Genomic DNA, 23,507 nt, shown 5'->3' with positions numbered 1-23,507 from the left:
TGCGTAGGGTTGCGCCCATGAGCCTTCAGGAGTTCGCCCGAAGCGAGTACGTCAGCCTCACCACGTACCGGAAGAACGGCACGTCCGTCGCTACACCGGTCTGGGCGGCCGTCGACGGGGACGAGCTGCTCATCTGGACCAAGGCCGACTCGTGGAAGGTCAAGCGGCTGCGCAACGACAGCCGCGTCCTCGTCACCGTCTGCGACGTCCGCGGCCGGATCGCGCAGGGCGCCCCGAGCGCCGAGGGGACCGGCCGGCTGCTCGATGCCAAGGGTACGGACGCCGTGCGCCGGGCCATCGGCCGCAAGTACACCTGGAAGTACTGGCTGCTGGACTACCCGGCGATGATCTTCCGGCTCGGCAAGCGGCCGCACACCGGGATCGCCGTCACCTTCTGAGCCCCGGGCGCCCGCCTCCGCGGGGGCGCTCGCGGCGGAGGCCGTGCGCCGCTCGCACCCGGGACGAAAAGAGTGCGTAGCCGTCCCGTAACGCATCTGCGGTCGAATGCCTGCGGACTGGAAGGTTCCAGCCGACGGCGGCCGAGGGCGACGGTGACGGTGCATCAACATGCGGTGTCCATAAGCGAGTTCGCGCGATATCTGCGCCATCTGACGCAGCTGCTCGATCCTGCGCGGGGCTGGTACGGCGTCTTCTGCAGACGTGATCCGGAAGGGATGCGGGCCTGTCTGGAGGGCGCCGAGATCCCGCCCTGGGATGTGATGGAGTCGCTCTTCTCGGATCTCGCGACGGTGCGTGGCGCCGGGTTCGCCGAGCTGGAGTCGGTGCGCGCGGCCGAGCTCTACGCCGCCGCGGCCGCGGCCCACGACCGCCGCCCCGGCGGGCGGCAGCAGCTCGTGGAACGGCTGGAGCTGATGCTGCGGGAGCAGGCGCACGCCGCCCGGCGGCTGCGTACGGCCCACGCGGGCGGCGAGGCGGGTGCGGTGGGCGCCGAGTCGGTCGCCTGGGCCCGCGACGACCACGAACGCGCCTCGGCCCGCTGCACGGAGCTGCGCCGACGGCTGGCGGCGGTGGCGGTGCCCGCGGGCTGGTTCCGCGAGGAGGCGGATTCCGTGGCCGGGGTGGCGGACAACGAGCCGGGCGCGGAGCGGGAGGCCGTCCCGGAAGCGGAAGCGGAACCGGCCGCACCCGCCCCCCGGCGGACTCCGCCCTCCGTCCGCACCCCGCCCGTGGGCAAAAGACCGCGGGGCGCCCGGTTCGCCGGGCTGGACGTGGATGACGAGAGCCCCGTGTTCATGGCGCCCGTCCTGCCCGTCCCGCCGGTGGCGGCCGCCGTGCCGCGCGGCGCCCGGTTCGGCGGCGCGCCCGGCGCGGACGAGGACCCGGCCGCGCGCGTCGCGGCCGCTTTGGACCCCGCGGCGCTGAAGTCCGCCCGGGACACCGTCGCGGCCCTGCTCCGGCTGCGGACGGAGGGCCGCAGCGGGGAGGCGCACGGGGTGCTCTGCGAGGCGGCCGGGCAGCCCGCTGACCGGTTGCCGGTGCTGGCGGCGGAACTCCAGCGGGCGGGGCTCGACGCGGACTGGGCCACCCTGTTGTGGGAGGTCTCCTCGCTGTCTCCGGCAGCACTCGCGGCAGCGGCCGCCGCGCTGGCCGAGGCCGGGCGCCCGGAGGACTGCGGCCGGCTGCTGCGCCAGGGTGTGGCGCGGCCCGCCGCGGAGATCGCCGATGCCGTGGCCGCGCTGGACCGGGCCGGCCGGGGCTCCCAGGCGCAGGCGTTGCTCGGCGCCTTCGTCCGGGTCCGGACACCGCAGGACGCGGCCAGGATCGCGGAGCGCGATCCGCGCCATCTCGTACCGCAACTGCTGGCGGCGGCCCGTGGGGTGTCCGAGGCGCGGGAGCGGGACGTGGTGCACGCCCTGAGGGTCGCGGGGATCGGTTAGCGCCCGCGGGGCTCGCCCCCGCTCCCCGGGCTGGACCGCACGGGTGTGAAACATGATCGACTCCGCTGGTTCACGGCGATGGTCTTGCCCCGCTGTGTGACGGGGCTTACGTTCTCCTCTACGCACGTGTCTACGGGCGTAGAAACTGCCAAGAGGCTCTCTGACGCCGCGTCGAAGGAGCAGCTCATGTCCCAAGTCGTACGCGCCGCACTCGTCCAGGCGACCTGGACCGGCGACACCGAATCCATGATCGCCAAGCATGAGGAGCATGCCCGCGAGGCCGCCCGGCAGGGGGCCGGGATCATCGGCTTCCAGGAGGTGTTCAACGCCCCCTACTTCTGCCAGGTGCAGGACCCCGAGCACTACCGCTGGGCCGAGGCCGTGCCCGACGGCCCGACCGTGCAGCGGATGCGGGAGCTGGCCCGGGAGACCGGCATGGTGATCGTCGTCCCGGTCTTCGAGGTCGAGCAGTCCGGCTTCTACTACAACACCGCCGCCGTGATCGATGCCGACGGCTCGTATCTCGGCAAGTACCGCAAGCACCACATCCCGCAGGTCAAGGGATTCTGGGAGAAGTACTACTTCAAGCCCGGCAACGCCGGCTGGCCGGTCTTCGACACGGCGGTGGGCAAGGTCGGCGTATACATCTGCTACGACCGGCACTTCCCCGAGGGTTGGCGTCAACTCGGACTCAATGGAGCCCAGTTGGTGTACAACCCGTCGGCGACCTCGCGCGGCCTCTCCGGCTACCTCTGGCAGCTGGAGCAGCCGGCGTCCGCCGTCGCCAACGAGTACTTCATCGCCGCGATCAACCGCGTCGGCCAGGAGGAGTACGGCGACAACGACTTCTACGGCACCAGCTACTTCGTGGACCCGCGAGGCCGGTTCGTCGGCGACGTGGCCAGCGACAAGGCCGAGGAACTCCTCGTCCGTGACCTCGACTTCGGGCTCATCGACGAGGTCCGCCAGCAGTGGGCGTTCTACCGGGACCGCCGCCCCGACGCGTACGAGGGACTGGTGGAGCCGTGAGCGGTCTGCACCATCGCCACCTCGCCGTCAGCCCCGACTGGATGGCGCTCTACTACCGGCACCCGCTGGAGATCACCCACGGCGAGGGCCGGCACGTCTGGGACGCGGAGGGCAACCGCTACCTCGACTTCTTCGGCGGCATCCTCACGACCATGACCGCCCACGCACTGCCCGAGGTCACCAAGGCGGTCGCCGAACAGGCCGGGCGGATCATCCACTCCTCCACGCTCTATCTGAACCGGCCGATGGTGGAGCTCGCCGAGCGCGTCGTCACCCTCTCCGGCATCCCGGACGCCCGGGTCTTCTTCACCACCTCCGGTACCGAGGCGAACGACACGGCGCTGCTGCTCGCCACCACGTACCGCAGGTCGAACCAGATCCTCGCGATGCGCAACAGCTACCACGGCCGGTCCTTCTCCGCCGTCTCCATCACCGGCAACCACGCGTGGTCGCCCACCGGCCTGTCACCGCTCCAGACGCTGTACGTGCACGGGGGCGTCCGCAGCCGCGGACCGTATGCGCACCTGAGTGACGGGGAGTTCATCGCGGCCTGCGTGGCGGACCTGGAGGACCTGCTCGGCCACACCAGGGACGCCGCAGCGCTGATCGCCGAACCCATCCAGGGTGTGGGCGGGTTCACCTCACCGCCCGACGGTTTGTACGCGGCGTTCCGCGAAGTCCTGGACCGGCACGGCATCCTGTGGATCTCCGACGAGGTGCAGACCGGCTGGGGGCGCACCGGTGAGCACTTCTGGGGCTGGCAGGCGCACGGGGGCAGCGGCCCGCCGGACATCGTCACCTTCGCCAAGGGCATCGGCAACGGCATGTCGGTCGGGGGTGTCATCGCCCGTGCCGACGTCATGAACTGCCTGGACGCCAACTCCATCTCGACGTTCGGCGGCTCCCCGGTCACCATGGCCGCCGGCCTCGCCAACCTCTCGTACCTCCTCGAACACGATCTCCAGGGCAATGCCCGCCGGGTCGGCGGCCTGCTCATCGAGCGGCTGCGGGCGATCGCCGCCGGTTCGGAGTGCGTCCGGGAGGTGCGTGGCCGGGGCCTGATGATCGGCATCGAACTGGTGAAACCCGGTACGGACGAGGCGAACCCCGAAGCGGCGTCGGCCGTCCTGGAGGCGGCCCGTGAGGGCGGCCTGCTCCTCGGCAAGGGCGGCGGCCACAACACCAGCGTGCTGCGCATCGCCCCGCCTCTCTCGCTCTCCATCCCGGAGGCGGAGGAGGGTGCCGCGATCCTCGCCGACGCGCTGCAAGCGGCGGGGTGAGCCCGCGGGGGTGCGGCGCTCCCGGTACCTGCGAGGGGGCGCCGCCGACGCGGCGCGCCCGTCGCGGCCGGACAGGGCCGATTCCGCCGCAACGGCTACCGTCCGACGCGGTCGAACTTCACGCGACCCCCGTTGTTCTCGTCGTCGGTGCCCCAGCTGGCGTGCCGGCCCGGCAGGAAGGCGAGGGCCTCGATCTTCCGGTTGTCCCGCTCGGTGAAGAGGTTCAGCGGAGTCGGTTCGGGCTTCGGCTTCAGGCGCAGCACCGCGTCATGGGCCGCGTTGACGGTGAGCCGGCCGGCGTCGTGGACGGCGGAGGCGAACGGCCCGTCGCCCGCGTCCGTGCCCGAGGCCGACGACACCATGACGGTGCCGTCCGGCAGGATCTTCAGGTCGCTGATCTGCCGCACGTCGCCCCGGTCCGGGAACGGCACGGCGAACTCCTGCCGCGCGCTGACGGTGCCGAAGTCCGGGCCGTACGCACCGATGCGCACCGAGGAGGCGTGCACGACGGCCGGCCGGTCGCCGCTGCCCCGCGTCGCCCACACGGCGAAGGTCCTGCCCGATCTGTCGCGGTGCAGTGCGAAGCTCTCGTAGTCGTCGCCGTCGCGCCGGCCCGGCAGCGCGACCGGACCGGCCTGGAGAGTCGCCCGGCCGTTCGCCACGACGATGTGGAAGGCGTCGCCCCCGCTCGCCACGGCGATGTAGTGACCGGGGGGCGGCCGGGGACCGCGTCGAGCGCCTCCAGGCCGGCGGGGAGCGTGCCGGACCACGGGAGTTCCCCGACGACCGGGTCACGGCCCGGCCGCAGACGTACCGTCGTCACCCTGGACTCGCGAGCGCCCGTGCTGTCCCGTACGACGACGGCGTCGGCCAGGCCGTGGCCCACGGGTGCCCCCTCGGCCGACGCATGCCGCTCCCCCCGCCCAGGACGCCGGAGCCCACCCGCTGCCAGCCGTCGGACGGGCCGGCGGCTCCGCCGGCCGGGGGAGCGGTGGCGAGGCAGGCGCAGAGGACGGCCGAGGCGATGACTGCGTTTCTGATCATGGAGCGAAGCCAGGCGGCCGCCCGGCGGGTCCGGGGAGGACCGCCGCTCGCCGTCCGGCGGGTTCCCCCGCACGGACTCGCGGCACTCGCCCGTCCGGAGCCGGGCGCGCCGGCCGGTGCGCCCGCCGACCGCCCGGCCCACCGGCGTATACGACCCGGCCCGACGCCGCACCCGCGCGCCCGAACCGTGCCGCGCACTGGGCCGGTGGAGTGCCGGACGGGTGAAACGGAAACGTCTTCAGCGGTTAGCCGCAGCGGTATTGCCACAGTGGGCAACCCACTTCTACGTTCTTCACCACGCACTGGTCTACGTGCGTAGACCCATTCCGCCACAGTGAGGAGGGGTACATGAGCCGCACCGTCATCCACGGCGGCCTCGTCATCACCGCATCCGACGAGATCCATGCCGATGTACTCGTCGAGGGCGGCCGCATCGCCGCTCTCGCCGCGCACGGCACCGACGCCGCAGCGAGCTGGACCGCCGACCGGACCATCGACGCCACCGGTAAATACGTCATCCCGGGCGGCGTCGATGCGCACACCCACATGGAGATGCCCTTCGGCGGCACCTTCGCCGCGGACACGTTCGAGACCGGGACCCGGGCCGCGGCCTGGGGCGGCACCACCACGATCGTCGACTTCGCCATCCAGTCGGTGGGGCGTTCCCTGCGCGAGGGGCTCGACGCCTGGTACGCGAAGGCGGACGGCAACTGCGCCATCGACTACGCGTTCCACATGATCCTCGCCGATGTGAACGCCTCCTCACTCAAGGAGATGGACCTGCTGGTGGCGGAGGGCGTCACCTCCTTCAAGCTGTTCATGGCCTACCCCGGCGTCTTCTACAGCGACGACGGCCAGATCCTGCGGGCCATGCAGCGGGCCGAGTCCAACGGCGGCCTGATCATGATGCACGCGGAGAACGGCATCGCCATCGACGTCCTGGTCGAGCAGGCGCTCGCCGACGGCCGCACCGATCCGCGCTACCACGGAGATGTGCGCAAGGTGGCGCTGGAGGCCGAGGCGACCCACCGGGCCATCCAGCTCGCCCGTGTCGCCGGCGCCCCGCTGTACGTGGTGCACGTCTCCGCCGACGAGGCCGTCGCCGAGGTCGCGGCGGCCCGCCACAAGGGCCTTCCCGTCTTCGGGGAGACCTGCCCGCAGTACCTCTTCCTCTCCACCGACAACCTCGCCGAGCCCGGCTTCGAGGGCGCCAAGTACGTCTGCTCCACGCCGCTGCGGCCCCGGGAACACCAGGAAGCGCTGTGGCGGGGCCTGCGGAACAACGAGCTCCAGGTCGTCTCCACCGACCACTGCCCCTTCTGCTTCTCCGGGCAGAAGGAGATGGGCCGCGGCGACTTCTCGAAGATCCCCAACGGAATGCCGGGCGTCGAGAACCGGATGGACCTCCTGCACCAGGCGGTCGTCGACGGTCATATCTCCCGCCGCCGGTGGATCGAGATCGCCTGCGCCTCGCCGGCCCGGATGTTCGGCCTCTACCCGAAGAAGGGCACCATCGCTCCCGGCGCCGACGCCGACATCGTCATCTACGACCCGGCCGCCGAGCAGACCATCTCCGCCGAGACCCACCACATGAACGTCGACTACTCGGCGTACGAGGGAAAGCGGCTCACCGGACAGGTGGAGACCGTGCTCTCGCGCGGTGAGGTGGTCATCGACCGCCGCACGTTCACCGGCCGCGCCGGCCACGGCATGTACACCCCGCGCGCCACTTGTCAGTACCTGGACTAGGAGCATCTGGCATGGACTTCGGACTCGTCCTGCAGACCGACCCGCCCGCCTCGGCCGTCGTCGGCCTGATGCGCCGCGCCGAACGCAACGGCTTCCGCTACGGCTGGACCTTCGACTCGGCGGTGCTCTGGCAGGAGCCCTTCGTCATCTACAGCCGCATCCTCGAACACACCGAACGCCTCGTGGTCGGGCCCATGGTCACCAACCCGTCCACCCGCACCTGGGAGGTCACCGCCTCCACGTTCGCCACCCTCAACGACATGTACGGCAACCGGACGGTCTGCGGCATCGGCCGCGGCGACTCGGCGATGCGGGTGGCGGGCCGCAGCCCCAACACCCTGGCCAGGCTCGGCGAGGCGATCGACGCCATCCGCGACCTCGCCGAGGGCCGCGAGGCCGTGGTCGACGGGCAGCCGATCCAGATCCCCTGGGTCAAGGACGGCCGGCTGCCCGTCTGGATGGGCGCGTACGGGCCAAAGGCGCTCGCGCTGGCCGGGCAGAAGGCCGACGGCTTCATCCTCCAGCTCGCCGACCCCTTCCTCACCGAATGGATGATCAAAGCGGTACGGGACGCGGCGGCCGATGCGGGCCGCGACCCGGACTCCGTGACCATCTGCGTCGCCGCACCCGCCTACGTCGGCGACGACCTCGACCACGCCCGCGCGCAGTGCCGCTGGTTCGGCGGCATGGTCGGCAACCACGTCGCCGACCTGGTCACCCGGTACGGCGAGCACTCCGGCCTCGTCCCCGAGGCGCTGACCGCGTACATCGCGGGACGCTCGGGCTACGACTACAGCCACCACGGCCGGGCCGGAAACCCCGACACGGCCTTCGTACCGGACGAGATCGTCGACCGGTTCTGCCTGCTGGGACCGCCGGCGGCGCACATCGAGAAGCTCCGGGCCCTGCGCGAGCTGGGCGTCGACCAGTTCGCCGTCTACAACATGCACGACGCCCGCGAGGCCACCATCGACGCCTACGGCGCGGAGATCATCCCCGCCCTCTCCGACTGACCGCCCCCGCCGGCCTCGTTGCGGCGGGCGTTCCGTGCACCGTCGGAACCGCCAGTGGACGGCGGCTGCCGTCCACTGGCCAGGTGATCAAAGATCTGGACATCGCCGAGCGGGATCACCGGGCTCGTCGCTCACTGACGACAAGGGAGCCCAGGTGTACCGGACGCAGACGCCGCGGTCGTGGAGCCAGGCGGTCTCGCGGTGCCGGAGTTCGTGCGCGGACTCCGGGGCGATGGCGCTGGGCCAGCGGACGAGTACCGCGGTGACGTTGCCTGTCTGCACCAGCCGTCTCACACGCCGCCACCCTTTGCGATGGGCCGGGTCGGGCTCACCGTAGGTGTCGGTGACGACCTCGGCGATCGTCAGTCCGCGCTCCTGGGCGAATGCCTGGCCTTCTGTCTGCGCGCGCTGTGTGGCTGCCCCGGGCGAGCCCGGGGCCCGGTCGGCGCATACGTACAGCACGACGGGAGAAGCGGTTTCACCGTGGGGGGTCATGGGCGCCTTCTGTAGGTGGACCGGGGAGAGCGGAGTCCTTGCCGCGCGAAGGGGACGTAGCGGGGGCCGGTCCTGTCCACGCCGTGTCCGGACTGTCGCTGCCGGGCGGGCGCGCACTCGGTGCCGGCCGGCACCCGCCGCATCAGGGATAGGACGTCAACTCCGCCCAGACGAACTTGCCTTCGGTCCGCGTCGAGTGTGCGGAGCCCCAGCGGTCCGCGATTTGCCGGACGAGCAACAGGCCTCGTCCGTTCTCCTCGCAGGGGCCGGCGAGGTGCTCGGGCGGGCGGACCGGGGTGGGGCCTTCGTCGTGGAGTTCGATACGCAGGCGCCGCTCGTCGCCGGTCAGCGTGAGGCCACACAGGACCTGACCACTGTCGGTGTGGAGTACCGCGTTCGTGGTCAGCTCGGAGACCAGCAGCACCGCGTCGCAGCAGGTGTCGCCGGGCACCTTCCAGGCGCGGAGCCGGTCGCGCACGGAGTCGCGGGCGGATCTCGCGCTGGTGCGCAGGGCGGGCAGGCCGAACCAGTACTCCCGACGGGGCACGGTCCTCGCTAAGGCGGAGGCCGGGGCTGAGGGCGTGGGCAGAGTCACGGATGTTGCCTTCCAGCGCCGTCCGGGGGCAGACGCGGTGTGGGGGTGCGGGCTGCAGCTCGAGGGGTGAGAGGTGTGTGCCGAGGCAGGCGCCCTGCGGTGGGGTGCCGACGACGGCATCAGCATCACGTGTCCCGTCCGGGCCGGATGCTGCGTCGGAGTCGTGACTTGACCGCTCACATGTCAACTATGCGGGTGATCGACCTCACGCTGCAACCGACTCCCTGATAATTTCAGGAGCGCGGGTATCAGACTGGCGTCTCCTTCAAGCCACTGCAAGAATGGTCTTGTTGACGAAGTCTCAGGAGGTTGGGCGTGAGTGAAGCCCGTTCCGGCACCAGCGCACCGACAGTCCTGCGTATGATCCTCGGCCGTCGGCTGCAGGACATGCGGCTCGGCGCCGGTGCCTCGCTGGAGGACGCGGCAAAAGCACTGCGCGTGAAGACCCTGACGATCCGGCGGCTGGAAAAGGCCGAGGTCGCGCTGAGGCCTCTCTACGTGGAGAAGCTCCTGGAGACCTTCGGCGCGGACCGCCAGGAGATCGACGAGTTCGTCGCCCTGGCCGAACAGGCCAACGAGCCCGGCTGGTGGCACTCCTACCGCGACGCCGTCCCCAGCTGGTTCACCGCCTACGTCAGCCTGGAGACCGGCGCCAAAACTCTGCGCACCTATGAACCCCAGTACGTCACCGGCCTTCTGCAGACCCCGGACTACGCCCGCGCCGTGCTGCTCGGCGGGTTGCCGAACGGCAGCGAGGAAGAGCTCGCGCGCCGCGTGGAGTTGCGGCTGCGCCGCCAGAGCCTGCTGGAGCGGGAGGACGCCCCCACGTTGTGGGTGGTCATGGAAGAAGCCGTCCTGCACCGGATGGTGGGGAGCCCCGACGTGATGCGGGAGCAGATCGAGCGGCTCCTGGACATGTCCGAGCTCGCGCATGTCAGCCTCGACATCGTGCCCTTCGCCGCGGGTGCGCATGTCGGGGCGTGTGCCCCGTTCACGTACTTCCGGTTCGCGGAACCCGAGTTGCCCGACATCGTCTACAGCGAACTCCTGTCCGCCTCCGTATACCTCGATCAGCGCGCGGATGTCGTCGCGCATCTCGAGGCGCATTCCCGTATGGCGCTGCTGACGTCGTCCGAGGACAGCAGGGCGCTCTTGAACCGCATGCGCAAGGAGTACTCGTGACGATCACCGACGAGGGTGTCTACAACGGTATGTCGGCTCGCGATCTCGGGGAGCAGGGCTGGGAGCGTCCCTGGAGCGGGCCGAACGGCGGTCAGTGCGTCGAGACGAAGAAGCTCGCCGACGGCCGTGTGGCCGTACGGCAGTCGACCGACCCGGCCGGGCCGGCGCTGATCTACGAGCCGGAGGAGATCGCCGCGTTCGTCCGCGGGGTGAAAGAGGGCCTGGCAGATCACTTGGCCGCCGGGTGAACCGGCGGCGGGCGGAAGGGACGGCGGCACCGGTCGCGTTCCTGGCCTGCGGGCCGACAGAGATACACATGAAGGGGAGAACATGACCGCCAGGCAGGCAGGCCGGGATCTCGACACGAGCAGGCCGCACTCGGCCCGGATGTACGACTACTTTCTCGGTGGCAAGGATCACTTCGAGGTCGACACGGATGCGGCTCTGGTCGCCGCCGACGCTCACCCCGGCATCTTCGTGACCGCCCGCGAGAACCGGGCGTTCATGCACCGGGCCACCCGTGTCCTGGCGCAGGAGCACGGCATCCGCCAGTGGCTCGACATCGGCACGGGCATACCGACCGAGCCCAACCTGCACCAGGTCGCCCAGTCCGTCGCGCCCGATGCCCGCGTCGTGTACGCCGACAACGACCCCCTCGTCCTCAAGTACGCCGAACGCCTCATGCGCAGCACCACGCAGGGACGCACGGCCTACATCGAGGCCGACGTCACCGACCCCGACGCGCTGATGAGTGCCGTGGACGCCTCGCAGGTCCTGGACTTCGACCAGCCCATCGCCCTCTCCCTCAACGCGCTCATGCACTTCATCACCGACCCGCACGATCCGTACGCCATCGTCCGCCGGCTGCTCGACTCCCTCCCGGCCGGCAGCGCCCTCGCGATGAACCACTGCACGCCCGACTTCGACCCGGTCACCTGGAACAAGGTCGCGGAGATCTACACCGGCTCGGGGACCCCGGTGCAGTTCCGTTCACACAGCGACGTCCGCCGTTTCTTCGACGGGCTCGACCTGATCGACCCCGGCGTCTGCTGCTGCCACCGCTGGCGTCCCGCCGAACCCGCCGACGGGACGGAGCCCACGGACGCCCAGATCGGCCTGTTGGCGGGCGTAGCCATCAAACGCTGACCGGGGTCGGACCGACAGCCCGCGTCCGCGGCGCGGTTGACGAGTGGGAGCACCGGACGCTGTACGCGGTGCTCACCGCCCGGCATCACGCCGTCTCCGTCGGACGGCCCAGCAGGGCGTTGATGTCGAACGACTCGTCGGGCGGTGGCGTGGACGTGGGCACCGGCTTGTCGAAGGCGGAGAAGTCCGCGGTCGCGTCCGCCCCGTCGCCCTGAAGGGTGAGCCGCAGGGGGTACGGCTTTCCGGTGGCCGCCACGTACAGGACCAGCGTCGTACGGTCCCGCATCCTGGTCAGCGGTACGACGGACGCCGTGCCGAGCGTGGTCGTCGCGGCCTTGTTGAGCGTGCCCGCGTCGTTGTCCGCGTTGTCGCTGACCAGCTTCTGGAAGGTGTGCGGATCGCAGGCCTTCGTCAGTGTGAGCAGCCGGGGGTCGGTGGCCGAGGCCTTCATGTAGCGGCCGTTCAGGATCGCGGCGAAGGCCGCGCCGCCGTCGGGGACCTGGTTCCTCCAGAAGTCCGCGTCCGGTCTGACCCAGACGTCGTTGCCGCGCTTGACGATCCGTACCGAGCCCTGGCTGTCGCCGAGGTCCACCGAGCCGTCGCAGTTGCCGCTCCGGTCCAGGGTGAGGTCGAGGGACATCGGCGTACTGTTCCTGCCGAGGTCCCCGTGCGTGCGCAGGTGCAGGGAGTGTGCGTCGAGCAGGGCGTCGCGGGCCCGGTCGGCGATCTGCTGGGCGGTGAGGTTGCCGATGTCGTCCGCCTGTGCCGTGCCGCTGCCGACGAGGCCGCTGCCGGTGACGGAGAGCACGATCGCCGCGGTCCATGCGGCCGGGCGTGTGCCGAGGTGTGGACCGGTCACGTCGCCTCCTCGAAGGGTCGTGGCGGGGCTGTTCGGGTCTGCGGTCCGATCGTTCGAGCGTACGCCGGGGCAGGGGTGGCCGCCCGATGGAGGGACGGCGCAGGGATGGGCACACAACGTGACGTCTCGCGGCGTTTTCGGTTATGGGGGCGGGGGACGGTTGCCACGGCACCCGGTTCGTCACGACCGAGAGGGAATCATGAAGAAGACCATGCGGAGTCTGTCCGTGACCGTGCTGCGGGGCGCCGCTGTCGCGGGGCTGACCGCGGCGTTCGCGGTCTCCACCGGCCTGGCCACGGCGGCCTCGGCCGCCGCCCCTGCGGCGACACCGCCCGGGTTGTCCTGCGAGACGGGCAAGCACGCCGTCGACGACTACACCGGCTACGCGCTGTGCCGGAACAACGGCGGCACGGCGCGGACCTTCTGGGTGCACCTGGTGTGCGGCTGGTCCCCGGACGTCGACGGCGAGCACGTCACGCTCAACCCGGGCCAGTCCGGCCAGTCGACCGCGCACTGCGCGGGCCTCGGCACCGGAATCGGCGAGATCACGGTCCAGCCGTAGAGCCGTAGAGCCGTAGAGCCGTAGAGCCGTAGAGCCGTAGAGCGGTAGAGCGGTAGAGCGGTAGAGCGGTAGAGCGGTAGGGCTTTTGGACTTGTGGGGCCGTGGGAGCTGTGCGAGCGCTTCCGCGGCCCCACACGTTCCCGCGCCCGACGCGGGCCACGCGTCGATAGCCCGGATGCCACTCCGCCCTGCGACGGACCGCAGCTGACGCCGCGTGCTGATCCACCAGGGATTACGGGACAGCCCCCGGCCAACGACACCGACACTCCCCGCCGAACGGTTGAGCGGACCGCTCCGACTCGTTACCCTCCAGTAAGTTCGTTCGGGCGGACAGGTGCGCGCACCTGACGGTACGAGGGAGGCGGGCAGCACATGTCCTCAGCGGATGCCATCGGAACGGACGTGGCGGTCCCGGATGGACTGGCCGACAGCGCACGGGCCCTGGCGGACGGCCGCACCACCGCCACGCGGCTGGTCTCCGCCGCTCTCGCCCGGATCGAGGCGAGCCAGGGCACGCTCAACGCCTTCCGGCATCTGCGGGCCGAGGCCGCACTCGCCGAGGCGGCCGAGGCCGACCGCCGGCTGGCCGCGGGGGAGCGGCTGCCGCTGCTCGGAGTGCCCGTCGCCGTCAAGGACGACACCGATGTCGCCGGGATGCCCACCTACTTCGGCTGCGCCGGGGAGCTGCCCGCCGCCACCGCGGACAGCGAGGCCGTACGCAGACTGCGTGCCGCCGGGGCCGTGATCGTCGGGAAGACCAACTCCTGCGAACTGGGCCAGTGGCCGTTCACCGAGGGGCCTGCTTTTGGCGCCACCCGCAATCCGTGGAACACCGACCACACCCCGGGCGGTTCGTCCGGCGGTTCGGCGGCCGCCGTCGCCGCCGGGCTGGTGCCCGCCGCGCTCGGCTCCGACGGTGCCGGGTCCGTCCGCATCCCGGCGGCCTGGACGCACCTCGTCGGCATCAAACCGCAGCGCGGCCGGATCTCGGTCCACCCCCACAGCGACGCCTTCCAGGGCCTCACCGTCAACGGACCGCTGGCCAGGACCGTCGCCGACGCCGCCCTGCTCCTGGACGCCGTCGCGGGGGCGCACCCCGACGACCCGCACCGCCCCCCGCCCGTCGAGGCCCGCGCCGCCGCCCGCCGCGACCCGGGCCGGCTGCGCATCGCCGTCGCCTGGCGGCCCCCGCTCACCCTCACCAGGACCGCGCCCCACCCGGAGGTACGACGCGCGGTCACCGCGCTGGCCGAGGCCCTGGCCGCGCTGGGCCACCAGGTCGAGGAGGCCCGGCCCCGCTACGGGCTGATCGGCCTCGGCTTCGTGCCCCGCGCCACCGCGGGGATCGCCGAACTCGCCGCGCTGCACCCCGAACCCGCGCTCCTGGACGCGCGCACCCGCAGCGCCCTGCGCACCGGCACCCGCCTCGGCGGCCGGGTGGTGCGGGCGGCCAGGGAGCGGGAGGTGCGCCAGCACCGCCGGATCGGTGCGCTGTTCCACCCCTCCCGCGGCCGGGCCGGATCGGGATTCGATGTGCTGCTCACCCCGACCACCGCCCTCCCGCCGCCCCGGATCGGCAGCTTCGACGGGCTGAGCGCCTGGCGCACCGACGTGGCGATCGCCGAGGCCTGCCCGTACGCCTGGCCCTGGAACGTACTGGGCTGGCCAGGGATCAACGTCCCCGCCGGGTTCACCTCCGACGGCCTCCCCGTCGGCGCGCAGCTGCTCGGTCCCTCCCGCAGCGAGGAACGGCTGATCTCGCTGGCCGCCCAGCTGGAGGCCGACCGGCGCTGGTACGAACACCGCCCGCCGGCCGCCCCGTAGCGCTCACCGCGCACGGCGTGCCCCTCACTCCGGGCGGCGGGCGCCGACCACCCACACCCCCGCGCGCAGCAGCACCCCGCGCGGGGTCTCGTGCGGCAGCAGCGCGCGGGCCATCGCCGCGCGCGTGGCCTCGGAGACGGTGCGGCCGGGGGCGCGTGAGACGAAGAAGTCCACCGCGTCGGCCGCGTCCTTCCCCCAGACGGAGTCCGCTCCGACGCCGGTCACCTCGATGTCCGTGAAACCCGCCGCCCCCAGCACCTCGTGCAGGTGGTCCGGTTGTGAGAGCGAGGCCATCGCCGTGGCCGGCGCGTTCTCCTGGGTATGGTCCTCGCCCAGCAACGAGGCCAGCAGGCCCAGCGCCTCGCGCTCCTCGCCGCCCGGCGACGCGGGCTGCGGGCAGACGAACACCAGTCGGCCGCCCGGCCGCAACGCGGCGGCGATGTTCGTGAAGGCGGCGACGGCGTCGGCGAAGAACATCACCCCGCCCCGGCTGATCGCCAGGTCGTACCCGCCGGGCTCGAACGGGCAGGTCTGCGCATCGGCCAGCCGGTAGGTGACGGCGGGGAACCGGTCGTCGTCGGTGAGCTCGCGGGCCCGTTCGACCAGCGGCCCCGAGATGTCGACACCGGTGACACGGCCCTCCGGAGCCAGCCGGGCGGCCATCCGGGTCGTGAGCCCGCTGCCGCAGCCGATGTCCAGCACCCGGTCCGAGGCGCCGATCGAAGCCGCGTCGAACAGTGGTGCGTCGAAGGCCTTCAGCATCGCATTGTAGCGGTCCGGGTGTGCGGCCCAGTGCTCTCCGACCGGTCCGTTCCATGCTTCGGCGACCTTCACGCGAGCTCCTTCGTCTGTGTGGTCAGGGTGGCCTCGACGCGTCCGACGGCGCAGCCGGCGCCGTACGCGATCAGATGGGCCAGGCAGTGATCGGTGAACGGCGGTACCAGCCAGGCAGCCACGTCCTCGTCCGTGATCCGGTACGGGGCACGTGCCGCGAGCAGGGCCAGCCGGGCGCCCGGCCGCTCCGCCCGGTCCGGCAGCACCGCGTGCAGCGGGAGCGGCGTGACCCCGTCCCAGGCCGCCACCGATTCCCGTACGAGCGCGGCGTCTTCGTCGTTCAGCAGCCCGGCACCGAGCTCCGCCGCGGTGCGCAGCGCACCGAACGCGGTGCCGATGGCGGTGCCCGCGGCCCAGGCAGGCGCCTCGCCCTCCGTTTCGAGCAGGGGCAGGCTCAGCCCCGTCGTCAGCTCCTGGCGCACGGTCCGGGCCAGTCTGCGGCCCGCCGCGCTCCGTACGGCACGGAGCTTCTGGAGGCCGCAGGGCAGCATGCTCTCGGTCAGCAGCGCGGAGACGATGCGGTTGATGAAGTGGAAGGAGAGCGCCGTCCCGATGATCTCGGGCGCATCGGCCGACGGGAACGGCTGCGCGGTGCTCATGTCCTTCCCCCAGGACAGCAGTTGACGACGGGCCGGGTCCTCGGGCTGTCCGCCGCGGGCGATCGTCTCGGCCAGCCGGTGGTCACCGGTGGCGTGCAGCAGCACGGTGTGCGCGTCCACGCAGAACGGGCAGCGGTTGGCGAGCGACACCCCGGCCGCCACCACCTCCTTGTCCGTCCGGGACACCTGCCCGGCCAGCAAGGACTCGCGCAGCAGTGCCCAGGCGCCGGACAGCAGCGGAGGGGAGGCGGACAGGACGACGAAGGCCGAGGCACGCTCGATGCCGAAATCCGTGGCCATCTGGGCGTACACATCGGCGACCACTCCGGTCGCCGACTTCGGTGGTTCGGGTGAGGTGTAGCGGAAGGGTCCGGTCATGGGGACGATGCTCACCCACGGACACGCCCCAGGTCGTCGTACCCCCGAAGGCAGTCCGCGCTGATCCGGCCTGACGCCGACCGGTCCCGGACTACTGCCCCGGGAGTAGTGCCCGGCCGGTCCCTGCGGGCGATGCCGCCACCGCCGTAAGGGAGTTAGGGTGCGGCACATGAAGGGGGACGCGGGGGACACCGGCCGGCGCGCCCGTCTGCTGGACGCGGCGCTCGCCGTCGCGATCGGGGCGGCGGTCGTCGCCGCGGCCTCGGTCGCGTCGGCGCCCGACGCCCTCGACCTGGTGCTCGTCGCGGCCGGTTCACTGGCCCTGGCCGAACACCGCCGGGCTCCTCGCACCGTACTCATCGTCACCACGCTCGCCATGTCCGGATACGTGCTCCACGCACATCCGGGCAGCTGGGCGGCGTTCCCCGTGCTGGCCGCGGTGCACGCCGCCGCCCGGAACGGGCACCGCCTCTGGGGAGTCGCGGCGAGCGCCCTCTTCCTCACCGGCTACTTCACCGTCATGATGGCCGCCGCACCCGCCGCCGGGGACACCGTCGAACGCACCCTGCTGCTGCTCGGCTGGTTCCTCTGCGCCGGGGTCACCGGGCTCATCGACAAGAACTGGCAGGCGTATCTGCGCCAGACCGAGCAGCGGGCACTGGACGCCGAACACAGCCGCGACGAGATCGCGCTGCGCCGGGCGGGGGAGGAGCGGCTGCGGATCGCCCGCGAACTGCACGACTCCCTCACCCACTCCATCTCGATCGTCAAGCTCCAGGCGGGAGTCGCCGTACACCTCGCCCGCAAGCGCGGCACCGAGGTGGAACCCGCCCTGCTCGCCATCCAGGAGGCGAGCGGCGAGGCGATGCGCGAGCTGCGCGCCACGCTGGAGGTGCTGCGCACGGACGTGGTCGAACCCGGCACCGGACTCGACCGGATCGGTGAACTGGCCGAGCGGGCCCGCAGCGCGGGCATCGCCCTCGCGGTCACCGTCAGCGGCGACGAACGCCCGCTGCCCCCGGACGTGGACCGGGCCGCGTACCGCATCGTGCAGGAGGCCCTCACCAACGTGGCCCGGCACGCGGACCGAGCCCGCACCACCGTCCGGCTCGCCTACGGGGAACGGACACTGACCGTGCACATCGACGACCACGGGCCCTGCGTCCCGGGCGACGCCGTCACCGCGGGCACCGGCCTCACCGGCATGCACGAACGCGTCACGGCGCTCGGCGGCACCCTGGACGCCGCGCCGAGGCGGGCGGGCGGATTCTCCGTGCGCGCCGAACTGCCGCTGCGCACCGTCCGGGCCACCGCGTGAGCGAGTACACCGACGCTCGGATCCGGGTGCTGATCGTCGACGACCAGGCGCTGATGCGGGCCGGCTTCCGGGCCCTGCTCGACGCGGAGGACGGCATCGAGGTGGTCGGCGAGGCGGCGGACGGCCGCGCGGGTCTGGAACTGGCCCGGCTGCACACCCCCGACATCGCGCTCATCGACGTACAGATGCCGGTGATGACGGGGATCGAGGCCACCCGTGCCATCGCCGCCGACCCGCTGCTGCGCGGGGTCCATGTCGTGATCCTGACCAACTACGGCCTGGACGAGTACGTGTTCGAGGCGCTGCGTGCCGGAGCCGCGGGCTTCCTGCTCAAGGACACCGAGCCGGCCGAACTGCTCCAGGCCATCCGCGTCGCCGCCCGCGGCGACGCCCTGCTCTCGCCCGCCATCACCCGCAGGCTGATCGGCGAGTTCGTCGCCCGGCCCCCCGACCGGTCCACCGCACCCGGATTCGAGTCCCTCACCCGCCGGGAACGCGAGGTCAGCGCCCTCGCGGCCCGCGGCCTGACGAACGAGGAGATCGCCGCGCACATGGTGATCAGCCCCTTCACGGCCAAGACCCACATCAGCCGCGCCATGATCAAGCTGGGCGCCCGTGACCGAGCCCAACTCGTGGTGTTCGCCTATGAGTCGGGTCTCGTCACCCCTCGTGAACCGAGGCGCTGACCGGGTCCGGCTACGGCACCCGGGCGGTCCACCCGGCCGTGCCGAACTTGGTGCGGACGAGCTCCTCGGCCCGGTCCTGTTCCTCCTGGGTCACCTTGCCGACGGCGAGCCCGTGACGGTTGCGGAACGACTCGATCATGTTGTCGATGACGGTCCCGCGGGGGAGCCCGGTCTGCCGGCGGAGCGGGTCGACGCGCTTCTTGGCGCTCTTGGTCCCCTTGTCGGACAGCTTCTCGCGGCCGATCCGCAGGACGTCGAGCATCTTGTCGGCGTCGATGTCGTAGGACATCGTCACGTGGTGCAGCACCGCGCCCGGCCCGCCGTCGTGGCCCACGACACGCTTCTGTGCCGCCCCGGCGATCTTTCCGACATCGGTCGCGATGTCGTTCAGCGGCTGGTACCAGGCCTTGATGCCCATGTCGCCGAGGGCTTCGAGCACCCAGTCGTCCAGGTAGGCGTAGCTGTCGGCGAAGGAGAGCCCGGAGACGAGGGAGTCGGGGACGGAGAGGGAGTACGTGATGGTGTTGCCCGGCTCCACGAACATCGCCCCGCCGCCCGAGACCCGGCGCACGACCGTCACCCCGTGCCGTGCGGCGGCCTCGGTGTCGACCTCGTTGCGCAGCGACTGGAAGCTGCCGATGATCACGGCGGGCGAGTCCCATTCCCAGACCCGGAGCGTCGGAGGGCGCCGCCCGGCCGCGACCTCGGCGGTGATGACCTCGTCGAGGGCCATGTGCAGGGCGGGGGACTGCGGCTGCTCGTGGATGAGCTGCCAGTCGTAGTCGCTCCACTCGGTGGCGTGCGCCAGCGCCCGGCGCACGGCGACGGCGACGCCCTCGGAGGTGAGGCCGAACATCACGGTCGCCGCGGGGAGCGCCGCGTCGATCCGGGCGGTGAGGTCCGCGGTGCCGGTGTTGGCCGGAGCCCCCTCCAGCGCCGCGTCGATCGCGAGGATCGCCTCGTCCGGTTCCAGGAAGAAGTCCCCGGCGACCCGTACGTTGCGCAGCGCGCCGCCCTCGACGTCCAGGTCCACCACGACGAGCTTGCCGCCGGGGACCTTGTACTCACCGTGCACAGTCATGCCTCCACCTCGGGGAACGGCTCGCTGGGTGAGCCGGACGCACGCACCGATAACGCGCTTCTCCCCCCGAATCATCCCGCACCGTACGCCCCCCCGGACACGTCGAGGCACGCCGCGGCCCGGCCGGTCCGGTACCGGCCGGGTCCTTCCGGCGCTCAGGGGCGGGGGGTGAGGTATCCGCCCATGGAGGTGAAGTACTCGCTCGCGGGCAGTTCGCGGCCGTCCTCGGTCCGCACCCGGGTGATGGCGAGGCCGTGGTTGAGGCCCGTGCGCGCGTCGGCGCCGGCGACGATCACCACTGCCTCGCCCTCGCGGTAGAAGACGCGGCCGGGCGTTCCGCCGTAGCGGCCCTCGGACACGACGGCGGACATCACCTCCAGCCGCTTGCCTCGGTGGAAGGTGAAGGCGTTCGGGTACGGCGACGTCTGGGCGCGGACCAGGCGCTCCAGCACCTCGGCGGGCCAGTCCCAGTTGATCCGGATGTCCTCTTCGGCGCGCTTGTGGAAGAACGTCGCCTGCGAGCGGTCCTGCCGGGTGAACTCGGTCTGCCCGGAGGTGATCAGGTCCAGCGCGCCGATGGTGACCGGGGCGATCAGTTCGACGGTCTTGTGGAACAGGTCCACGGAGGTGTCGGCGGGATCCACCTTCACCGCGCGCTGGTCCACGATGTCACCGGCGTCGAGCACCTCGTCCATCATGTGGGCCGTGACGCCGACTTCGGTCTCGCCGTTGACGAGCGCCCAGATCAGTGGCGAGAAGCCGGCGTACTTCGGCAGCAGCGAGTCGTGGACGTTCAGCGTGCCGTGCGGGGGCAGGTTGTAGATGCGCGGCGGGATCCAGGTGCGCCAGTTGTTGGCGACGATGATGTCCGGGGCGGCCTCCTGGAGCAGCCGGAACAGCTCTTCGTCGTCGGGCCGGTTGCGGATGATCACCGGGACGCCGTGCTCCTCGGCCAGGTCCGCGACCGAATCGCTCCAGATCTTCTCGTACGCGTGCTCGCTCTTGGGGTGCGTCACGACTGTCACCACGTCGTGCTCGGAGTCCAGGAGGGCTCGCAGGGTGCGGTGGCCCCAGGTCTGGTAACCGAACATGGCGACCCGCATGGGTTCCTCCTCAGGTGAGCGACTGATCGACGCCAAGTAAAGCAAGCCTTACCTAATGACGCAACGGGCCCTGATTTCCGGCGCGTTAGGTAGGGCGCTTGGCGATTCGTCCGGTTTGCCTGGTCGACAGGGGCGTTGAAGTCAGGTTAGCTTTACCTAAGTTCGACTGGCTGCCGCTCTCGGTGTGCCCGCGTCCCGTACTTTTCGTCCACGCCTGACAGGCGGCTGTCCCGCACGATGGGAGTGACATGTCACAGGTTGATCCTGGCGACGCACCTCTGATCCACGACCTCATAGGAATCGGCTTCGGGCCGTCCAATGTGGCCATGGCGATCGCGCTGAGCGAGCACAACGCCCGAGTCGGCAGGCAGGAGGCGGTCACGGCGCACTTCTTCGAGTGCCAGCCGGCCTTCGGCTGGCACCGCGGCATGCTGATCGACGACGCGACGATGCAGGTGTCGTTCCTCAAGGACCTGGTGACGCTGCGGGATCCGTCCAGCGAATACACCTTCCTGCGCTATCTGCAGAGCCGGGGTCGACTGATCGACTTCGTCAACCACAAGAACCTCTTCCCGCTCCGCGTCGAGTTCCACGACTACTTCGAGTGGGCCGCGGCGAAGGTCGACGACATGGTCTCGTACGGCCACGAGGTGCTCTCCGTCGAGCCCGTCCTGCGTGACGGAGTGGTGGAGTACGTCGATGTGACGGCCCGCTCGGGCACGGAGACGGTGGTCCACCGCGCTCGCAACCTCGTTGTCGGCACCGGGCTGCGCCCGCTGATGCCGGAGGGCGTCGAGCGCACGGACCGGGTCTGGCACAACTCCGACCTGCTGGCCAAGGTCGACGCCCTGGAGGGCACCGACCCCACCCGGTTCGTCGTGGTCGGCGCCGGTCAGAGCGCCGCCGAGAACGTCGCGTACCTCCACCGCCGCTTCCCGCGGGCCGAGGTCTGCGCCGTGTTCTCCCGCTACGGCTACAGCCCGGCCGACGACAGCAGCTTCGCCAACCGGATCTTCGACCCGGACGCGGTCGACGAGTACTTCACCGCCCCGGAGGACATCAAGCGCAAGCTGATGGGCTACCACGGCAACACCAACTACTCCGTGGTGGACATCGATCTGATCGACGACCTGTACCGCCAGGCGTACCAGGAGAAGGTGCTCGGCGCCGAACGGCTGCACTTCATCAACATCTCCCGGCTGACCGGCGTCGAGGAGGCCGGGGACAAGGTCCGCGCCACCGTCACGTCCCTGGTCACCGGCGAGGAGAGCACGCTGGAGGCCGATGTCGTGGTCCTCGCCACCGGGTACAGCCCGGTCGAGCCCCTCGGCCTCCTCGGCGACGTCGCACGGCACTGCCACCGCGACGAGGAGGGCCGCGTCCGGGTCGAGCGCGACTACCGCATCGCGACGGACGACGAACTGCGCTGCGGCATCTACCTCCAGGGCGGCACCGAGCACACCCACGGCATCACCTCGTCACTGCTGTCCAACACCGCGATCAGGGTCGGCGAGATCCTCGACTCGATCGTCGAGCGCGGGCTGAAGAACGCCTCGGACGAGCCCCGCCCGCTGGCCGACGGCGTCGCCGCGCCCTGATCCGGCGGCCACGGTCTTCCGGTCATCCCCGTTTTGGTCCGTCATCGGTCCGCCCCCCACAAACCGCCACGCCCGCCGGCCGTACCCGTGTACGGCGCGGCGGGCCCGGCACGCACAGTGAAAACCCCTTGAGAGGAACATCCGTGTCCACTGGTACACGTCCCGCGCTGACGCGGTTCGTCAGATTCGCTCCCCGAGTGGGCGTCGCGGCCGTCGCCGCCGTCGCTCTGGCCGCCTGTGGGGGCGGCAACGACAAGGCCGGGTCCAGTGCCCCGGCCGAGGCGGGCGGCAAGTCCGGCGCCTTCCCGGTGACCGTCCAGCACAAGTACGGCAGCACGACGATCGAGTCGGAGCCCAAGCGGATCGTCACCCTGGGCCTCTCGGACCAGGACGCGGTCCTGGCGCTCGGCATCAAGCCCGTCGGCTCGGTGGACTGGTTCAAGGAGAAGCCGTACGGCAAGTGGCCCTGGACCAAGGACAAGTGGGGGTCCGACACGCCGGACATCGTCGGTGAGCGCGACGAGTACAACATGGAGAAGATCGCCGCGCTCAAGCCGGACCTGGTCATCGCCCAGTACTCGGGGATGAAGAAGGAGCAGTACGACACCCTCTCCAAGTTCACCAAGGTCGTCGCCCAGCCCAAGGACCTGCCCGACTACGGGGCCTCGTGGCAGGTGATGACCCGGCAGATCGGCACCTCGCTGGGCAAGAAGGCGCAGGCCGAGAAACTGATCACGGGCATCGACGCCGACTTCGAGAAGGTTCGTGACGCGCACCCCGAGTTCGCCACGAAGACCCTCGCCGTCGCCGACAGCTTCGAGGCGGGGAAGTACTCGGCGTTCACGAAGACGGACCCCAAGTCGATCTTCTTCTCCGAGCTGGGCTTCAAGCTGAAGCCCGAGATCGACAAGCTGGCCAAGCCGGGCTGGAACGCCGCCGAACTCAGCGCCGAGAAGCTGAACGTGCTCGACGTCGACCGGCTGGTCTGGGTGACCTCCAGCACCGACGCCAACGACCGGATCAAGGCCGAGCCGCTCTACAAGAACCTCAAGGTCAGCAAGGACAAGCGCGACCTGTTCGTGCCCTACCAGGGCCCGGACATCGGTGCCGCGTTCTCCTTCAACACGGTCCTCTCGATCCCCTACGCGATCGACGAGATCGTGCCGCTGCTGACGGCCGTCAAGTAGCGCACCGCCCCGCCTCAACAGGACCGAACAGGGGTGCTCGTCCGACG

General features: G+C 71.1%; 24 protein-coding genes. 15 read left to right on the top strand and 9 right to left on the bottom strand.

Features of this window, described 5'->3' with window-relative positions:
• Nucleotides 1–17: 17 nt before the first annotated feature.
• From OG322_RS04630 to OG322_RS04615, 4 genes are all read left to right on the top strand, one after another.
• Nucleotides 18–398 (top strand): PPOX class F420-dependent oxidoreductase, encoded by a 381-nt coding sequence (locus OG322_RS04630; protein ID WP_123463871.1) that lies wholly within the window; start codon nucleotides 18–20, stop codon nucleotides 396–398.
• Between the two features lie 153 nt (nucleotides 399–551).
• Nucleotides 552–1,898: a hypothetical protein gene (locus OG322_RS04625; protein WP_329306078.1), complete on the top strand. Its 1,347-nt coding sequence runs from the start codon at nucleotides 552–554 to the stop codon at nucleotides 1,896–1,898.
• A gap of 186 nt (nucleotides 1,899–2,084) precedes the next feature.
• Entirely contained in the window at nucleotides 2,085–2,927 is an 843-nt protein-coding gene (locus OG322_RS04620) for a nitrilase-related carbon-nitrogen hydrolase (protein WP_123463875.1), read from the top strand.
• On the top strand, nucleotides 2,924–4,207 hold the full coding sequence (locus tag OG322_RS04615; protein ID WP_329306077.1) for an aspartate aminotransferase family protein: 1,284 nt from the start codon (nucleotides 2,924–2,926) through the stop codon (nucleotides 4,205–4,207). Before OG322_RS04620 ends, OG322_RS04615 begins: the two co-directional genes overlap by 4 nt.
• A gap of 95 nt (nucleotides 4,208–4,302) precedes the next feature.
• On the opposite strand, the gene OG322_RS04610 is transcribed toward OG322_RS04615, so the two are convergent.
• Both OG322_RS04610 and OG322_RS04605 read right to left on the bottom strand, forming a co-directional pair.
• On the bottom strand, nucleotides 4,303–4,902 hold the full coding sequence (locus tag OG322_RS04610; RefSeq protein WP_329306076.1) for a hypothetical protein: 600 nt from the start codon (nucleotides 4,900–4,902) through the stop codon (nucleotides 4,303–4,305).
• A 124-nt stretch (nucleotides 4,903–5,026) separates the two neighbouring features.
• Nucleotides 5,027–5,251, bottom strand: a complete 225-nt coding sequence (locus OG322_RS04605) for a hypothetical protein (protein ID WP_329306075.1) — start codon at nucleotides 5,249–5,251, stop codon at nucleotides 5,027–5,029.
• Nucleotides 5,252–5,599: 348 nt separating this feature from the next.
• Between OG322_RS04605 and hydA the strand changes: the two genes are divergently transcribed.
• Together hydA and OG322_RS04595 are read left to right on the top strand one after the other, a co-directional pair.
• Nucleotides 5,600–7,000: a dihydropyrimidinase gene (gene hydA, locus OG322_RS04600; protein WP_124285601.1), complete on the top strand. Its 1,401-nt coding sequence runs from the start codon at nucleotides 5,600–5,602 to the stop codon at nucleotides 6,998–7,000.
• Nucleotides 7,001–7,011: 11 nt separating this feature from the next.
• Complete coding sequence (locus tag OG322_RS04595) at nucleotides 7,012–8,013, top strand: TIGR03842 family LLM class F420-dependent oxidoreductase (RefSeq protein ID WP_124285602.1); 1,002 nt, start codon at nucleotides 7,012–7,014, stop codon at nucleotides 8,011–8,013.
• Nucleotides 8,014–8,100: 87 nt separating this feature from the next.
• Here OG322_RS04595 and OG322_RS04590 read toward each other — a convergent pair whose 3' ends face one another.
• Nucleotides 8,101–8,508: a recombinase family protein gene (locus OG322_RS04590; protein WP_260146911.1), complete on the bottom strand. Its 408-nt coding sequence runs from the start codon at nucleotides 8,506–8,508 to the stop codon at nucleotides 8,101–8,103.
• Nucleotides 8,509–8,650: 142 nt separating this feature from the next.
• A complete protein-coding gene (locus tag OG322_RS04585) occupies nucleotides 8,651–9,055 on the bottom strand; it encodes an ATP-binding protein (protein WP_241200285.1) in 405 nt (134 codons plus the stop codon).
• Nucleotides 9,056–9,418: 363 nt separating this feature from the next.
• On the opposite strand from OG322_RS04585, the gene OG322_RS04580 reads away from it, so the two are divergent.
• The 3 genes from OG322_RS04580 (at nucleotide 9,419) to OG322_RS04570 (ending at nucleotide 11,431) form a co-directional block, all read left to right on the top strand.
• Nucleotides 9,419–10,285 carry a helix-turn-helix domain-containing protein gene (locus tag OG322_RS04580; protein WP_123463886.1) on the top strand — a complete coding sequence of 289 codons (867 nt, stop codon included), beginning with the start codon at nucleotides 9,419–9,421 and terminating at the stop codon, nucleotides 10,283–10,285.
• Nucleotides 10,286–10,314: 29 nt separating this feature from the next.
• Nucleotides 10,315–10,533, top strand: coding sequence for a DUF397 domain-containing protein (locus OG322_RS04575; RefSeq protein WP_242644420.1), 219 nt, complete (start codon nucleotides 10,315–10,317; stop codon nucleotides 10,531–10,533).
• A gap of 82 nt (nucleotides 10,534–10,615) precedes the next feature.
• On the top strand, nucleotides 10,616–11,431 hold the full coding sequence (locus OG322_RS04570) for an SAM-dependent methyltransferase (RefSeq protein ID WP_123463890.1): 816 nt from the start codon (nucleotides 10,616–10,618) through the stop codon (nucleotides 11,429–11,431).
• Between the two features lie 85 nt (nucleotides 11,432–11,516).
• Here OG322_RS04570 and OG322_RS04565 read toward each other — a convergent pair whose 3' ends face one another.
• Complete coding sequence (locus OG322_RS04565; protein WP_123463892.1) at nucleotides 11,517–12,290, bottom strand: hypothetical protein; 774 nt, start codon at nucleotides 12,288–12,290, stop codon at nucleotides 11,517–11,519.
• Nucleotides 12,291–12,489: 199 nt separating this feature from the next.
• Here OG322_RS04565 and OG322_RS04560 point away from each other — a divergent pair, with 199 nt between their 5' ends.
• Both OG322_RS04560 and OG322_RS04555 read left to right on the top strand, forming a co-directional pair.
• Nucleotides 12,490–12,852 carry a hypothetical protein gene (locus OG322_RS04560; protein ID WP_124285603.1) on the top strand — a complete coding sequence of 121 codons (363 nt, stop codon included), beginning with the start codon at nucleotides 12,490–12,492 and terminating at the stop codon, nucleotides 12,850–12,852.
• A 372-nt stretch (nucleotides 12,853–13,224) separates the two neighbouring features.
• Nucleotides 13,225–14,676, top strand: a complete 1,452-nt coding sequence (locus OG322_RS04555; RefSeq protein ID WP_123463896.1) for an amidase — start codon at nucleotides 13,225–13,227, stop codon at nucleotides 14,674–14,676.
• 24 nt (nucleotides 14,677–14,700) lie between these two features.
• Here OG322_RS04555 and OG322_RS04550 read toward each other — a convergent pair whose 3' ends face one another.
• Both OG322_RS04550 and OG322_RS04545 read right to left on the bottom strand, forming a co-directional pair.
• Nucleotides 14,701–15,510 (bottom strand): class I SAM-dependent methyltransferase, encoded by an 810-nt coding sequence (locus OG322_RS04550; protein WP_123463898.1) that lies wholly within the window; start codon nucleotides 15,508–15,510, stop codon nucleotides 14,701–14,703.
• The gene (locus tag OG322_RS04545) at nucleotides 15,507–16,487 is read right to left on the bottom strand and encodes a carboxymuconolactone decarboxylase family protein (protein WP_329306074.1); all 981 of its coding nucleotides are present in this window, start codon (nucleotides 16,485–16,487) and stop codon (nucleotides 15,507–15,509) included. Before OG322_RS04545 ends, OG322_RS04550 begins: the two co-directional genes overlap by 4 nt.
• Nucleotides 16,488–16,656: 169 nt before the next feature.
• On the opposite strand from OG322_RS04545, the gene OG322_RS04540 reads away from it, so the two are divergent.
• Together OG322_RS04540 and OG322_RS04535 are read left to right on the top strand one after the other, a co-directional pair.
• Nucleotides 16,657–17,805, top strand: coding sequence for a sensor histidine kinase (locus OG322_RS04540; protein WP_329306073.1), 1,149 nt, complete (start codon nucleotides 16,657–16,659; stop codon nucleotides 17,803–17,805).
• Entirely contained in the window at nucleotides 17,802–18,491 is a 690-nt protein-coding gene (locus OG322_RS04535) for a response regulator transcription factor (RefSeq protein WP_329306072.1), read from the top strand. Before OG322_RS04540 ends, OG322_RS04535 begins: the two co-directional genes overlap by 4 nt.
• Before the next feature lie 10 nt (nucleotides 18,492–18,501).
• On the opposite strand, the gene OG322_RS04530 is transcribed toward OG322_RS04535, so the two are convergent.
• Both OG322_RS04530 and OG322_RS04525 read right to left on the bottom strand, forming a co-directional pair.
• Nucleotides 18,502–19,566: a lipoate--protein ligase family protein gene (locus tag OG322_RS04530; RefSeq protein ID WP_329307709.1), complete on the bottom strand. Its 1,065-nt coding sequence runs from the start codon at nucleotides 19,564–19,566 to the stop codon at nucleotides 18,502–18,504.
• 161 nt (nucleotides 19,567–19,727) lie between these two features.
• Entirely contained in the window at nucleotides 19,728–20,675 is a 948-nt protein-coding gene (locus tag OG322_RS04525; RefSeq protein ID WP_123463929.1) for a methionyl-tRNA formyltransferase, read from the bottom strand.
• Nucleotides 20,676–20,923: 248 nt separating this feature from the next.
• Here OG322_RS04525 and OG322_RS04520 point away from each other — a divergent pair, with 248 nt between their 5' ends.
• Together OG322_RS04520 and OG322_RS04515 are read left to right on the top strand one after the other, a co-directional pair.
• Complete coding sequence (locus OG322_RS04520; RefSeq protein WP_329306071.1) at nucleotides 20,924–22,273, top strand: lysine N(6)-hydroxylase/L-ornithine N(5)-oxygenase family protein; 1,350 nt, start codon at nucleotides 20,924–20,926, stop codon at nucleotides 22,271–22,273.
• Nucleotides 22,274–22,416: 143 nt separating this feature from the next.
• Nucleotides 22,417–23,460 carry an iron-siderophore ABC transporter substrate-binding protein gene (locus OG322_RS04515; RefSeq protein WP_221198138.1) on the top strand — a complete coding sequence of 348 codons (1,044 nt, stop codon included), beginning with the start codon at nucleotides 22,417–22,419 and terminating at the stop codon, nucleotides 23,458–23,460.
• The last annotated feature ends 47 nt before the right edge of the window (nucleotides 23,461–23,507 follow it).

This window comes from Streptomyces sp. NBC_01260, assembly GCF_036226405.1.
Classification (GTDB): Bacteria; Actinomycetota; Actinomycetes; order Streptomycetales; family Streptomycetaceae; genus Streptomyces; species Streptomyces laculatispora.
The sequence above is the reverse complement of the archived record's forward strand: the minus strand, read 5'-3'. Positions and strand labels throughout refer to the sequence as shown.